This window comes from Flavobacterium kingsejongi, from assembly GCF_003076475.1.
GTDB classification, from domain to species: domain Bacteria; phylum Bacteroidota; class Bacteroidia; order Flavobacteriales; family Flavobacteriaceae; genus Flavobacterium; species Flavobacterium kingsejongi.
Window position 1 is genome coordinate 1,622,584 of record NZ_CP020919.1, and the last position, 14,931, is coordinate 1,637,514.

Sequence of the window (14,931 nt, forward strand, 5' to 3'; positions counted from 1 at the left end):
TTAAAACTGATTTCTAATTAACAATAGATTACGATTTAATTGATTAAATTTGTACCTGAAACTAAAAAATAAAATAATATGGCATTAGCAATAACTGATGCTACTTTTGATGAAGTAGTATTAAAGTCCGACAAACCAGTTTTGGTTGACTTTTGGGCAGCATGGTGTGGACCTTGCAGAATGGTTGGACCAATCATTGAAGAAATCAGCAGTGAATATGACGGTAAAGCCGTTGTAGGAAAAGTTGATGTAGATGCAAACCAGGAATTTGCTGCTAAATATGGTGTAAGAAACATCCCTACTGTACTTGTTTTTCAAAACGGTGAAGTAGTAGGCAGACAAGTTGGAGTAGCTCCAAAACAAACTTACACGGACTCCTTAGACGCATTATTATAATCTTCGGATGATTCTCATAAAAAAGGTTCGGCTCTTGCCGGACCTTTTTTAGTTTAGCCTACGACCAACTTCCAAATTATCTCATTATATTTGGAAGTATGAAGATTGAGAATCAAATAGAAAAAATATCCGGCTTCCGACATTTGGAATTGCTGGCCAATCAAGTGGTAGAAGGATTTATCTCGGGAATGCATAAAAGTCCTTTTCATGGCTTTTCAGCAGAATTTGCCGAGCATAAGACTTACAATCAGGGGGAAAGCACAAAGCACATCGACTGGAAGCTTTTTGCCAAAACCGACCGCTTGTATACCAAACGATTTGAAGAGGAGACCAACCTCCGTTGCCATTTGATCGTGGATAATTCTTCTTCCATGCATTATCCTAAATTAATTGATACAGCGAAGTTTTACGAGAGTAAAATTGGATTTTCAGTACTTGCCGCAGCCGTACTGATGACCCTGCTTAAAAAGCAACGTGATGCGGTAGGGTTGAGTATCTATTCCGACACCTATGAGTACTATGCTTCGGAAAAGGGAAGTGACCGCCACCACCGGATGCTGATAAATGCACTGGAACAGACATTGCAGGCGCCTAAAGAAGCTAAAAATACTGATACCATACAATTCCTCCATCAGATCGCAGAGAAGATGCACAGGCGTTCTATGATCATCCTTTTTACGGATATGTTTCAGCCGGGAGGGGAAGAAGCGCTCTTTAATGCACTGCAACATCTAAAACACAACAAGCATAAAGTGGTATTATTTCATGTCATTGATAAGAAAAGAGAGCTTAAATTTGATTTTGATAACACCCCAAGGAAGTTTATTGACCTCGAAACAGGGGAAGAAGTGAATTTATTTGCCGAAAATGTACAGGTAGAATATGAAAAAAAGGTAGATGACTACTTTAAAAAGCTAGCATTAACGTGTGCTCAATACAAAATCAGGTATGTTCCGGTAGGAGTAGGTGAAAATTTTGAAAAAATAATGACGACATATCTTGTTGAGAAACAAATATTTGGGTAAAAAGTGAAATTTTTTTTAAAATTTTCTTCCAAAAAGGTTTGTAGAAGTCAAAAACAGCTGTATATTTGCAACCGCAATGAAGCACTGGTTTGGTAGTTCAGTTGGTTAGAATACATGCCTGTCACGCATGGGGTCGCGGGTTCGAGTCCCGTCCAGACCGCTTAAATTGGGGAAAGCCTTTCGTAAGAAAGGCTTTTTTGCCCAAATAAGGTTTTTAAAATTAGTTGTGTTGTTTTGGTACGAAAGTACCGGGTTTAGTAGTTAGACCAATGAAAAGCTTTCCAATAAAATGGAGGGCTTTTTTGATTATCTCTCCTTTCGTTTATAGTGCTCAATTTCGATTGTTTATTTTCTCTCCTTATATTTATTAAGCCTATACTGCGATAGTGTTAATCATATAATGTAAAGGGAAAATTCTATAATGGTTTCTATGTTTTGAAATAGTAATTTTATATGACCTTACTGCTTTAAATGTATAACTTAAACACGCTATTATGAAAAAGATCATTGTAACCTTCGCAGCAGTATTGGCTGTTAGTATTGCCTCAGCACAAGTTGACAGGACTACTAACAAACAAACAGATTCCAGAAGTACGGAAGCAAATAAAGTGCAGCAGTCACAATATCCTGCTAAAGATGCTAAAATACAGGATGTAAAACGGACTACTAAAGACCCGGAAATTAAGGCGCTTCCAACAAGTCCTTATGCTACACCCACAGTGGAACCCGCAAAAACTGTGATGCCTGTAACGCCAGTACACACTAATGGTACCGATAATCCGGTAAACGGGACGAATACAACAGGTAAAACCGGAGTTCCGACAACTACTACCACCACGAAGCCATAAAGTGCTCTTGTGGCTTAAAAAGGATTCAGGATTAAATTCTGAGTCCTTTTTTTGTGTCTTTTAATCACTTATTGTTTTTAGATTGATTCGTGTTTTATGCTATTTGTGGGTATAATGCGTAGTAATTGTATAAAAACAATGGCAAATTGTATAAGCAAATTTGCATTTTATTGGATCATATTTGTAACCCCCAATAATTATTAAACAAATGAAAATGAAAATGGATCTAGAAATACAAAGAATAGGAATTACATTTAGCGCTTTTGACTTATTGCATGCAGGGCATATAAAAATGCTGGAAGATGCCAAAAAAATATGCGATTACCTGATTGTAGGGCTGCAAACAGATCCTACAATTGACCGTCCTGGAAAAAACAGGCCAACACAATCAGTAGTCGAAAGATATATACAGTTGAAAGGCTGTAAGTATGTAGATGAAATAGTTCCTTATACTACAGAGCAGGATCTGGAAGATATACTGCGTTCTTTTACCGTTCACGTGCGTATCATAGGTGATGAGTATAAAAAGAAAGAATTTACCGGTAGGAAATATTGCGAGGAAAAAGGAATTGAACTTTTCTATAACACACGTGACCATCGCTTTTCCAGCAGCGGATTGCGTAAAGTTGTGTACGATTGTGAATGTAGTAAAGTAGAGCAAAGTGCTTAATTGCATTGTAGATCACATAAAAAACACTGGTGAATTACCAGTGTTTTTTATGATATAGTGTTGCTTTTCTAGAACCAGATGGTACTGTGATTCCAAACAATATTGAGGAACAGGCCAAAGAAAATAATACTCACTACAAAGCTGACGAATGTAGAAGCGAGAAACCCAAGGAGCGAGCCTGTGGCAGCTTTTACTGCGCGGCTAAGGTCTTCTGAGTTGTAAAGTAGTTCGCCTATTAGTGCCCCAGCAAACGGGCCGATAATTACGCCAAATGGGATCGGGGCAATAAGTCCGAATACTAATCCGATATTGGTTCCCCATATACCATATTTACTACCGCCAAAACGCTTTGTTCCCTGTGCGGGAATAGTATAATCTAAAACGACTACAACCAAAACAACGATTAGTGTGACTCCCAGTAGCCAGTAATTTGTTTCTACACCATTTGTAATAGAAATGAGTAATAAGCCGAGCCATCCCAAAGGTGCTCCTGGTATTGCAGGAAGTAAACTTCCTATGATTCCTGAGATTACACATATAAAACCTGTAATAAGAAGAATATATTCCATAAATTTAAATTTAGTACTTTTGACAAACGAATGTACAGTAGCTGGAAAATATGATAAAAAAAATCCTGATAATTTTTCTGTTTTCGATAGTAACATCATCCTGCCAATATTTTGAGAAGCCAGTGCCTTCTGAGCAGGAATTACTACAAAAGGAACTTCAGAAAATCAATTGGTCACAGGTCGATGAGATGCCCTCTATAGATTCCTGTGGACCTATTCAGGACAAAAACCAGCGTCAGGAATGTTTCTTTTCCTTTCTGACACATATTATTCAGCAAAAACTGGATACCGATACTTTGTCTGTCTTGTATCCTAATGTTGATACAATTCTGGTCAAAGTTACAGTTTTCCCTGATTCTACACTAAAATTTGAGCCACAGTTTCCAAATGATTCTACCCGCTATGACAAAGCAATAATTGATTCAGTGTTGTTGTCAAGACTGAAGGATTTTCCTAAAATACATCCCGCTGTTAAAAGAGGAATTCCGGTGAAAACCCAATTTATTCTTCCTGTAATCCTTAATGTGGAATGACCTCCCTTTGATTTTAATCTATTTAAAAGAACGCCCTTTCCATTGATAGCTTCCAAATAGGCTGTAACATCCTACAAGTGTATTGAATACTGGATAAAACAGGCTGCTTGCTATGAGGAATCTTGGTCGTGATCCGGTAATGAAATGCTGTGTTTTTAATATTAAAACCCAGTCAATTGCTATTTTTAGTGCTAATAGGATGGCTAAATGTACTATTGAAAATCCTGCAGCAGCAGCTACAAAAATCCCTAAAAAGGTTAGGTTTCCAGCCAAAACTACTACTGCTAATAGTTTTTCAAAAAGACTATTGTAGGAAGTTGTTTTGGAAGCCCAGCGTATCCGTTGGTGGAATATGGATTTCCAATCCTGTAAAGGCATAGTGTGTACAACGGCCGCTTTGCATTTTAAATAATGAACTGTTTCGGAATGTGATGCTACAGCTTTCTGTAATAAAAAAACATCATCGCCACTGGCTATTCTGTCATTCCCTTCAAAACCATTAAGGGCATAAAATAGTTTTTGGGTATAGGCAAAGTTGGCACCGTTACAAAGAAAGGCTTCGTGGAGACCAAAACTTCCCATTGTTGCACCTTGCAGGCTCATAAAGTCTAATTGTTGGAAATGATCGGAGAAAGAGTATCTACAATCATAAGTTACAGGGCCTGCAACCATTTCCGGATGGTGTTTCCTGATATAATTATCGAAAGACAGCAGCCATTCCCGGGGAAAGGTACAGTCGGCATCTGTGGTGATAATCCATTCATTTTGGGCTATGGGTATACCAGTGGTGATAGCATCTTTTTTGGGTGATCCTGATTTTCGCTGGTTGGGAAGCACCTGAAAATCAAATGGCATTTTTGTGTTTTGAAGCAAAACCAACGAAGTGTCGCTGGAATCATCATCGATAAAAAGTACTTCAAAGAGAGTTGCTGGGTAGTTTAGTGCCGAAAGGGAGCTGAGTAGTTGGGGTAAATTTTCAGCTTCGTTGCGAATGGGAATTAGGATGGAAAAACGGGTGGTGGGATTGGTATCATATAACTCAAAAGCTGACAGCCGGACAAAACCATAAATCAGGCTGCCTATTGCAGCAGCATAGAGCAGCATGATGCTATAAAAGGCCAGGATCAGGATTTCCATTTTGACTTGAAATTAATGACATAATAACTCCCAATTACTACAGGCAGTACCACATTCAGGAACCACATCAGGGTGCTGACAAAAACTGCAATCCATTCATTCACGCCCAGTAGCCCGAAAAAGAAAACGGCAACACTTCCCTTGACTGCAAAATCCAGAAATTGGAAAGTGGGCAGGGACGAGGCCAGGAAGTAAACCGCAAAAATCGTGGACATCAGTAAAAGATAAGGTAATTCTACATCAAAAGCCCGGAATAGGAAATAATACTGATGGGAAAAAATAAAGTAGCGGGCACAGCCTAAAAGGATATTTTTTTGATGTACGGCCCGGGGTAGGGCATTGACTTTGTCCCAAATGCGCTGTATCGAATAGCCACGAATCGTTATTTTTTTTAAAGAAAAAAATAAGGCTCCTGTAAATAAAATTACTGCGGTTATGATGCTTAGTGTCGTATTGGAAACCACAGTATAATAGTGATTGAAAATCAATAGTCCAATAATTCCCATGACTACAGACAGTAAAAGCTGAATGCCGTTGCAGATGAGATTCAAAAAAACGACTTTTTTAGCCTCTTTTTTATCGAAATATAGGGCTTTTGCGCCATATTCTCCTATGCCATTGGGTGTAAAAATCGAAGCGGTGAGTGCTGCCAGAACCTGTTCTGTTGATTTTTTTACAGTTATGGGTGTTATTGTTGAGGCGAGATTTTGCCATTTCAGGATTTCCAGAAAACGGTTGGCAAAACTTAGAAACAGGATGAATAAAATGCCGAAAACTGACTGGTTTTTACGGAATTGTACAATGAAGCGACCCCAATCCAGTTTGTCATTATGTGCCAGTTGGTTGTAAATAAAGTAAAGGGCACCGCCAACAATGAAAAGTTTGACCAGAACCGTCAGGAATTGTTTAGCTTTGTGGGGTATTGAAATCATGGGTGCAAAGTAAATGAAAACACTTTACATTCTGCCTGATTTTAAAATGGGATTACGAATTACGGTGTAAAAAAATACTGGCTATAGCTGCTATCGCGGTTATAAATGCAAAGAATTATGGCAAACGAACGTATTATATTGGGGATTGATCCAGGGACAACCATTATGGGTTTTGGATTGATTAAAGTGGTGAATAAAAAGATGGAATTTCTTCAGCTGAATGAATTGATTTTGAATAAGTACGATGATCATTACATGAAATTGAAGGTAATTTTTGAGCGTACCATTGAGTTGATCGAGACACATCATCCGGATGAGATCGCTATTGAAGCCCCTTTCTTTGGAAAAAATGTACAATCCATGCTTAAATTGGGGAGAGCACAAGGTGTTGCTATGGCTGCCGGGCTTTCCCGCCAAATTCCAATCACAGAATATGAGCCTAAAAAGATAAAAATGGCAATCACCGGAAATGGAAATGCCAGTAAAGAACAGGTTGCTAAAATGTTACAGCAGCTGTTAGGTTTAAAAGAACTTCCTAAAAACCTCGATAGTACCGATGGATTGGCAGCGGCAGTTTGTCACTTTTTTAACTCTGGAAAAGTTGTGGGTGCTAAAAGTTATTCGGGATGGGATGCTTTTGTAAAACAAAATGAAGCACGGGTAAAAAAATAAGCCCGCCCTTTACAGGACGGACTTACTCCTGAAATGAAATATAACTAACGAAATTTTACCAGTTGTATGTACGAAATGGAGGGGTAACCAGTCCGTCGGTATTGTAGAGCATGACTTTTCCGGGCGCATCTTCCCATAAATAACGTACTGCCATTGGTTTTTTGACTTCTTTACTACTTACCTGTATGGTTTTTAGATCTGTACCTAAAACCGCAGCTTCTGCCGGATAGAACTTTTTATCAGAGCCTGCCACCTGAAAGCCACCGATATTGTTTTTTTTTGTTTCCGGAGTAAATGTCCCATTGCTAAAGTGAATTGTAATAGCGTTCTCATTAGTGCTATAATGATCGTAGGTGGGTGCTGTCATAGGAGTTTTTCCATTATAGGCCAATTGATCGGCTATGATGGCCATACGTTTACCAACAATCTGTTTGTATATCGGATGGATATTATCATCATCTCCAACATCAATCAATACTACCATTGCGGTATTTTTAAGTGTCAATGCTTTTGCCTGTGATTCCCGTAACGTGATCCAGCGGTTATTTTGTCCGCCATAATTGGGAAGCTGTGCAAAAATAAAAGGGTAGTCTACTTTCCAGTTCTTGCGCCAGTCGGTAATCATATTTTGAAATAGATCGGCATATTCTGTAGCGTTTTTAGAATTTGCTTCGCCCTGGTACCAAATTATCCCTTTGATTTTTATCCCAAAGAATGGTGTCACCATCCCATTGTATAGCGAGGTTGGGTATTTTGTAGGGTGTTGGCGTACCGGGACCTCTTCAATGTCTGGTGTTCCGGCTTTGTAGGTCCATGTTCCGGCAAGCAATAATTTCCTGTTTGATGTTTCTAGATAAAGAGAAGACGCATCCCCACGAAAACCACCAATATCACCTGTATTTTTGACGCGGATTGTAATCCTGTTTTTTCCTGCTAAAAGAATGCCTTTGGGAATTGTATATAAACGATCTAAATCTTTTACTGGGCTTTCGCCTATTTTTTTACCGTTGATGTAAGTAATATCTTCATTGTCCACGCGGCCAACGCTAAGTGTAGCAGAATTAAGGTCGGCAGGCGTAAGGTCAAAGGTTCGGGTGACCCATATGATACCGTCATTGGGTGTGACTTTGGCTTTGCTCCAGTAGGTAGGTAATGTAATGTCTTTCCAGGTGGCTGTATTTACATCGGTGCTGTACCATTTTTCTTTCATGCCGAGATCCAGTGTTTCGGCCTTCGCTTCCCAGGCTTTGGATTCTTTTTTGTAATTCTCCATCACGTCTGAAAAATTCATGCTTTTCATTTCGGCGATCACTTTTTTTGCCGTGGCATGTTTTCCCATTAGGTCTTCGCTCATCCAGGCTTCGATATTAGTGCCACCCCAGGAGGAATTGATAAGTCCTATAGGAACATTGTATTTTAGGAACAGTTCCCGGCCAAAGAAATAAGCTACTGCAGAAAATCCTTCAGCACTTTGTGGGGAGCAGGTCTTCCATTCGCCTTTTTCAATATCCTTTTGCGGTGTGCCTGCCATGGTTCGGGAGACCTGGAGCAATTTTATTTTCTCATAATCAGCTTTGGCCAGTTCTTCCTTCCCATTTCGTGCGTCTTCCAGTTTCCAACCCATATTGGATTGGCCTGAGCAAAACCATACATCGCCCAAATATATGTCTTTCAAGTGAATGGTTGCATCCTGGGTAATACTCATTTCATAAGGCCCACCTGCTGGAAGAGCCGCAAAGTCAATACTCCATTCTCCATTCGCATTGATCTTAGCCGATTGCGTTTGGTTATTGAAGTTTACAGTTATTGATTTGTTGCTATCTGCCCAGCCGTAAATGGTGATCACTGCATCGCGTTGCAGTACCATGTGGTCTGAAAAAAACTTAGGCAGCGTTACTTTCGCCGATACCATACTGGATAGCACCAGTAAAAACAGGGTCAATATTTGTTTCATGATTATTCGTTTGTAGAGGAGCTAAACTAAATAATAAAAATTGGTTGACCAAATAATAAAATAACATATTGCTAATTTTAACTAAATATAATTATGATATGCATAATGTATGGTCATTACTGTTGTAAATATGGCAATTAATTAAAGCAATGAAAGATGATGTTGTATGTTAGGAATAGTATGGGGAAGAAAGAGGCTATAAAAAAAGGAGCTTACAGCAAGTGTAAAGCTCCTTTAAAGGCTATTTTTTACGTCCATTATGTAAAGTTGCATCGCTTTTGGGAAGTGGTTGAGGCTTTTACCTATTGAATGTAGTATAAACTAGTCCTTATAAGAAACAAAAATAATCAAATTCGACTGGAGTTATGTGAATGACGCGTTAATAATTCGATTTTTTGGTAGTATTTCCTTATAATTTTTAGATTAAACAAACCGAAAACGTTTGAGTACAAATCCTAAAACACAGATTTTTTAGAAATATTTTGGTTTATATTAACTTTTTAGATCAATAATATTCATTGAAAGTAAGTTTTAATTTAATTAAATGAAAAAAATACGTCATTATTTGGTGATATAAAAAAATGCGTATATTTGGTCAACCAATTACAAATAGAAATGCAAGAGTTTGGTTTAAACGGATTTAAAACTTCGGAAGAAGAGGAAATCATTACAAAGATTAGGGATTTAATAACCTCCAAAAAGCTAAAACCTGGAGACCGGTTGCCTTCGGAACGTAAGCTATCAGAAGAATTTGGGGTAAGTAGAGGTAATGTGCGGGAGGTGATCCAGAAATTGGAATTCTATGGTTTACTAAAAACACTTCCGCAAAGTGGGACTTTTGTAGCTAATCTTGGTGTTCCGGCATTAAGTGGGATGATTACCGATATCTTACAGCTGAAAAAACCAGATTTTAAATCGCTGGTCGAAAGCAGGATTATGCTCGAAATGCAGGTTGTAGCTCTGGCGGCAGAACGGAGGACAGAGCGCCATCTGGAACAAATCGGAGCGGCTTTGGAAGCATATCGTGTGAAAGTGGAAAATAATGAAGATGCTGTTGAGGAAGATCTCATGTTCCATTTAAAGATTTCAGAAGCCAGTGGTAATCCGGTATTGAATACATTAATGCTAATTATAACGCCAGAGATCATCGCCAATTTTGAAAAATACCATGTGTGTACCAAATCAATGACCGGAGATAATATTGTAGAGCACCAACAAATTTATGATGCGATAAAAGAAAAAAATCCTGAAAAGGCAAAACGGGAACTGCAATTTCATTTTAAAACATTATATGAATATTGTAATAAAACAGATACGTTAATGAATATCAACGAAAATATTTTCTAGGAATTACAATTCCGGAATGACGGTTATGACCATTGTGTAAAGTTGCATCGCTTGGGGAAGTGGATTTTTACTGCACGTTAAGTCAAGAAAAATAAATCTGAAATCAGATTGTACGAGTACAAAAGCACTACCGACTCATCGTCGGTCAGGATGGCTTTATCTTAATGTTATTGAATGTAAGTTATAAATTTTTATGAAATTAAAAACACTTTTTCTGTTTTCGGCATTATTGCTGACGAGCTTCCTTTTTGCTCAGGAAACGTATACCCTCAAGGGCACAGTTACTTCTGCAGAGGATAATCTCACCTTACCGGGAGCCACGGTTACGGTTTTGGGAACTACAAATGCGGTAATGACCGACATTGACGGCGCTTTTAGTATTAAAGTCAACGCCAACAGTTCGCTGCAAATCTCTTTTATGGGGAAGATTACCCGAACCATCACTGTTGATGGCAAAAAGGAAATCACTATAGCACTTACTGACGAAAGTACCAATCTGGATGAAGTTGTGGTAGTAGGCTACGGGACACAAAAAAAATCATCCATTACCGGATCGGTATCGAAACTGGAAAATACCAACCTGGATGAGAACACTGTTTCACGGGTGGATAAAGCATTACAGGGAAGAATAGCAGGGCTTCAGATTCAGAATGTAAGTTCAGAAGTTGGAGAAGCACCACAGATCCGGATTCGTGGTTTGGGATCCATCAGTGCGAGTAGTGATCCATTGGTGGTGGTTGATGGATTTCCGGTACAAAATGGACTGGAATTTATCAACCCCAGTACCATAGAATCGATTGAAGTCTTGAAAGATGCCAGTTCTACGGCAATCTACGGTTCACGAGGAGCCAACGGAGTAATTATTGTTACGACCAAAGGCGGATCGGAATCCAAAACATTATATGAATTCAAAACGTTTTTCGGGGTGAAATCAGTTTATCAGAAAGTTGATTTGCTGGATACTTACGGTTATACGGATATGCTGCGTAATGAACGTCAGCAACACGAGAATTATATGGCCGGGGTGAACGGTACTATGCCGGCACAAATTGCGTACTCGGCTCGTGAAAAAGGAATGCGCAATGTAGCCGATAATTCCAATGGCGGTACTGACTGGCAGGATGAAGGCATCCGGAATTTTGCCACAATCAAAAATTACCAGCTGAATGTATCGGGGGGTGGAAAAGCATCCAATTATTATGTCTCCGGTCAATATATTGAAGACGAAGGCCTGATGAAAGACAACTACCTTACCCGTATTAATTTCCAGAGCCGTGTTCGTGCCCAATTGAGCGATAAACTTTCGCTGGATTTCAACCTGCGTCCGTCTTACACGAAGAAAAGAAGATCTACCATTGCCTATTCCGACCTTACCCGTTCTTTGGGATTTATGCCTTCACGGCACAACGCCTACACTTCGGCACTGACAGGCTATCCGGAAGGTTCTTATGCTCATGGGCGTCACTTTAATAATGCTCATTTTAATTACCTGGATGAAAACGGGGTACAACAGGATTTTACTACTTCACTTTGGGGAACCAATAATAACAGTCCTATCTCAAGGATGGAAAATGAAAAACGTTTTGTACATGATTACAGGATGCTTGGGAACTTTGGACTGGACTATAAAATATCAAAATCCTTTACGTTTCGTAGTTCAGGAGGTGTGAATGTGGACTATTCCAATTATGAGCGTTTCCGTAACAGCCAGGCAGATCAAACCGGTCAGGCTATCGGAGAAGATGACAGCACGATGAAAGTGGATATGCTTACCGAAAATACCATCAATTATAAATGGAAAAACAAAGTCCACAGTATTGATGCTTTGGGGGGGATTACCTATCAAAAAACAAATCTAAAATACTCCGGGATCTATGGGACGCAATTTCCATCAGATTATATTGAGACGATCAATGGGGCTAATGTTATTGATGCAGGCCAGACTTTTACACGAAAAGAGCAAATCGGGCTTTTATCCTTTTTAGCACGATTCAATTATTCCTATAAAGACCGTTACCTGATTTCGCTTGCGGCCAGAGCTGATGGATCTTCGCTCTTTGGACCCGATAATAAATATGGGATTTTCCCTTCGGTCTCGGTAGGATGGAATATTGGTGAAGAAGATTTCTGGAAAAATAATGTACAATTCATGAACCGCTTTAAACTGCGTACCAGTTTTGGGGTAACCGGAAATAATGATATTGCGAATTACTCTTTTACGAATTTATTATATACCACAAACTACTCTTTGGGAGAAGGAGCGGGAAATGTGAATTCCGGTTTGGGAGAAACGGGGAATGTACTCGGAAATCCGGGTATTGGATGGGAACAAACATTGGAATATGATTCCGGTGCCGATCTGAGCTTTTTTGACAACAGACTGAATTTCACCTTTGATTATTATTATTCCATTACCGATAAATTATTGCTGCAACAGAATATCTCCTACATCACAGGGCATTCCCAATACTTTAATAATATCGGTAAAATCCAGAACCGTGGTTTTGAGATTGAAGTTTCCGGAAACCTGCATACCAAGAATTTCTCCTGGAAACCGAGTTTTAATATTTCTGCCAACCAAAACAAATTGGTATCGTTGGGTGGTGAAGCACAATTCATCAGCCAGGGAGAACGCAATGAGGAATATATCGCTAAAGTAGGAGAACAGGCAATTCAGTATTATGGCTATAAAATGATAGGAATCTGGCAAACTGCCGAAGAACTGGCCAATAATCCACACTCTGCAGATGATGCTGTTGGTGGAATCCGTGTGGCAGATATCAATGGGGATGGGGTAATTAATGCCAGTGACCGTACGACTTTAGGAAGTCCTTTCCCTGATTTTACCTGGGGATTTTATAACGGGTTTACCTATAAGAATTTTGATATGAACTTTTTAGTTCAGGGATCTGTAGGAGGCGAGACATTTTATGGGGATGGATATTATAATGAAACCCGTTTTTTATATAAAGATTTTACCGAAGGACGTTGGTTCAGCGAAGGCGTTCCGGCAACAAAACCCAAAGATAATAACGGGAGGGCGTGGCAGAATACGGATTATCTGATTCAGGATGCTTCCTATATGTCGCTTCGTAATGTAACAGTTGGGTACAGCATGCCCGCAGATTTTATCAAAAGAATGCGACTGACCAAGGCCCGTTTCTACCTGTCCGGTGAAAACTTACTTTACATTAAATCCAGTGACTTCTGGGGATTGAATCCGGAAGGGATTACTACTGGTGGTGTATACAGTTCGCCACTGATTTCGGGATACCAGCGTGGTGCTTTCCCGGTTCAGCGTACAATTTCATTTGGAATTGATATTAATTTCTAAAAATCAGGATTATGAAAATACATACATTTCGTTTTACTACTATAAAAATTTTATGCCTCAGCGCGGCATTCTTATGCTCCAGCTGTGATGAAACATTGGATTTACGGCCTATTTCTGAAATTGGCGTCGATGACTTTTATACTACCCCTGAAGAGGTAAATTTAGCTGTTATTTCCATTTATAATAGCCTTTATGGCATGCAAAACCGGGAATGGATGCTGACGGAGTTGCGTTCAGACAACACCTATATGAATCCGAATTCTACAGAAACCAAGGATTTGGCTGTCCGGGAAATTGATCGCTTTGTGCAAAGCTCGCAAAATATCTACATTCAGGAATATTGGAAAGCATGTTACAGGACGATTAACCTATCCAATATCGTTTTGAAAAACCTGGATGTGGTTGCAGATGCCAATAAAAGGAATGCATATGAAGGGGAAGCCCGTTTTCTAAGAGCGCATGCCTATTTTAACCTTGTGCGTTTATGGGGTGGCGTATTTATCGTTGAAACTCCTGTTTCAGGAAGCCAGGCTAAAGAAATGGACCGTAGCCCTCAAAATGAAGTCTATGCGTTTATCCTGAATGACCTGCGTATCGCTGCCGAAAAACTTCCGGCTGTACAAAATGGCGCTTCATTGGGAAGAGTAACAGCTGATGCGTCAAGGACATTATTGGGTAAGGCCTTATTAACCGCGGGGGGTGAACAAAACCTGGCAGAAGCGCGTACGGTACTTGCTCAGGTTGTGGGGGGCACTTTTTCGCTGCAACCAACGTATAACGCCGTGTTCAGCATTTCGAATGAATACAATAATGAAATATTATTTGCTGTGCGTTACCAGTCCGGTAGCGTAGGGTTAGGTTCCCCTTTTCAAAATTATTTTGCGCCATTGCAAAGTGATAACTATGTTGTTTTTGGAAATGGTGATGGCCTGAATGCCCCGACAGAAAATATATCACAGGCCTATGTTACAGGCGATCCGAGAAAAGCAACGTCTATGGCAGACAGCTGGATTGGCTTTAACGGAGCAGTGAATAATGACCGCCATGTTGTAAAATACAATTCTGTTTTTAATACAGTAGACGATGGAGGTAACGACTGGATCGTTTTGCGTTATGCAGATGCCTTACTGTTATTAGCAGAAACAATCAATGAGCAAAGCGGCCCAACAGGGGAAGCATTGGGATACCTGAACCAGGTGAGAACCCGTTCCTTAGGGCCTGATGCAGCATTGACAACAGCTGATGCGGGAACCTATTTTGATTTTAAACTGGCCTTGGAAAAAGAAAGAAGGGTAGAATTCGGTTTTGAAAACCACCGATGGTTTGACCTGGTTCGGACTGGCAGGGCAGAAATTGTAATGACCCAGCATTTTGCAACGGAATTCCAGTATAATGATCCCGCACATCCTTCCCTGAATACTCCGGGATTACAGCATTATCAGATTTTGCTGCCGATACCTCAGTATGAAATTGACCTGAATCCAACGATTGCCCAAAATACGGGGTATTAATTA

Annotated in this window: 13 protein-coding genes and 1 tRNA gene; 10 read left to right on the forward strand and 4 right to left on the reverse strand. The window is 39.7% G+C overall.

Annotated elements, in window-relative coordinates; translation table 11 throughout:
* The first annotated feature begins 78 nt into the window (after positions 1–78).
* From trxA to FK004_RS07040, 5 genes are all read left to right on the forward strand, one after another.
* Positions 79–396 (forward strand): thioredoxin, encoded by a 318-nt coding sequence (gene trxA, locus FK004_RS07020; protein WP_108736630.1) that lies wholly within the window; start codon positions 79–81, stop codon positions 394–396.
* A 98-nt stretch (positions 397–494) separates the two neighbouring features.
* Positions 495–1,421: a DUF58 domain-containing protein gene (locus tag FK004_RS07025; protein ID WP_108736631.1), complete on the forward strand. Its 927-nt coding sequence runs from the start codon at positions 495–497 to the stop codon at positions 1,419–1,421.
* 86 nt (positions 1,422–1,507) lie between these two features.
* Positions 1,508–1,581: transfer RNA gene (locus FK004_RS07030), tRNA-Asp, on the forward strand.
* Between the two features lie 334 nt (positions 1,582–1,915).
* Positions 1,916–2,269, forward strand: a complete 354-nt coding sequence (locus FK004_RS07035) for a hypothetical protein (protein WP_108736632.1) — start codon at positions 1,916–1,918, stop codon at positions 2,267–2,269.
* A gap of 214 nt (positions 2,270–2,483) precedes the next feature.
* On the forward strand, positions 2,484–2,939 hold the full coding sequence (locus FK004_RS07040; protein ID WP_108736633.1) for an adenylyltransferase/cytidyltransferase family protein: 456 nt from the start codon (positions 2,484–2,486) through the stop codon (positions 2,937–2,939).
* 68 nt (positions 2,940–3,007) lie between these two features.
* Here the strand turns inward: FK004_RS07040 and FK004_RS07045 are convergent, their stop codons facing one another.
* Positions 3,008–3,508 carry a DUF456 domain-containing protein gene (locus FK004_RS07045; RefSeq protein WP_108736634.1) on the reverse strand — a complete coding sequence of 167 codons (501 nt, stop codon included), beginning with the start codon at positions 3,506–3,508 and terminating at the stop codon, positions 3,008–3,010.
* Positions 3,509–3,558: 50 nt separating this feature from the next.
* Here FK004_RS07045 and FK004_RS07050 point away from each other — a divergent pair, with 50 nt between their 5' ends.
* Positions 3,559–4,041, forward strand: a complete 483-nt coding sequence (locus FK004_RS07050) for a hypothetical protein (RefSeq protein WP_108736635.1) — start codon at positions 3,559–3,561, stop codon at positions 4,039–4,041.
* 18 nt (positions 4,042–4,059) lie between these two features.
* On the opposite strand, the gene FK004_RS07055 is transcribed toward FK004_RS07050, so the two are convergent.
* Entirely contained in the window at positions 4,060–5,178 is a 1,119-nt protein-coding gene (locus tag FK004_RS07055; protein WP_108736636.1) for a glycosyltransferase family 2 protein, read from the reverse strand.
* Entirely contained in the window at positions 5,166–6,110 is a 945-nt protein-coding gene (locus FK004_RS07060; RefSeq protein ID WP_108736637.1) for a lysylphosphatidylglycerol synthase transmembrane domain-containing protein, read from the reverse strand. Before FK004_RS07060 ends, FK004_RS07055 begins: the two co-directional genes overlap by 13 nt.
* Positions 6,111–6,227: 117 nt before the next feature.
* On the opposite strand from FK004_RS07060, the gene ruvC reads away from it, so the two are divergent.
* The gene (gene ruvC, locus FK004_RS07065) at positions 6,228–6,782 is read left to right on the forward strand and encodes a crossover junction endodeoxyribonuclease RuvC (protein WP_108736638.1); all 555 of its coding nucleotides are present in this window, start codon (positions 6,228–6,230) and stop codon (positions 6,780–6,782) included.
* 55 nt (positions 6,783–6,837) lie between these two features.
* Here ruvC and FK004_RS07070 read toward each other — a convergent pair whose 3' ends face one another.
* Entirely contained in the window at positions 6,838–8,736 is a 1,899-nt protein-coding gene (locus tag FK004_RS07070) for a sialate O-acetylesterase (RefSeq protein ID WP_108736639.1), read from the reverse strand.
* 615 nt (positions 8,737–9,351) lie between these two features.
* Here FK004_RS07070 and FK004_RS07075 point away from each other — a divergent pair.
* The 3 genes from FK004_RS07075 to FK004_RS07085 all read left to right on the forward strand — a co-directional run bounded on the left by FK004_RS07075 (position 9,352) and on the right by FK004_RS07085 (position 14,928).
* Complete coding sequence (locus FK004_RS07075) at positions 9,352–10,083, forward strand: FadR/GntR family transcriptional regulator (protein ID WP_108736640.1); 732 nt, start codon at positions 9,352–9,354, stop codon at positions 10,081–10,083.
* Positions 10,084–10,276: 193 nt separating this feature from the next.
* Complete coding sequence (locus FK004_RS07080) at positions 10,277–13,417, forward strand: SusC/RagA family TonB-linked outer membrane protein (protein ID WP_108736641.1); 3,141 nt, start codon at positions 10,277–10,279, stop codon at positions 13,415–13,417.
* An 11-nt stretch (positions 13,418–13,428) separates the two neighbouring features.
* Positions 13,429–14,928, forward strand: a complete 1,500-nt coding sequence (locus FK004_RS07085) for a RagB/SusD family nutrient uptake outer membrane protein (RefSeq protein WP_108736642.1) — start codon at positions 13,429–13,431, stop codon at positions 14,926–14,928.
* Positions 14,929–14,931 lie beyond the last annotated feature (3 nt).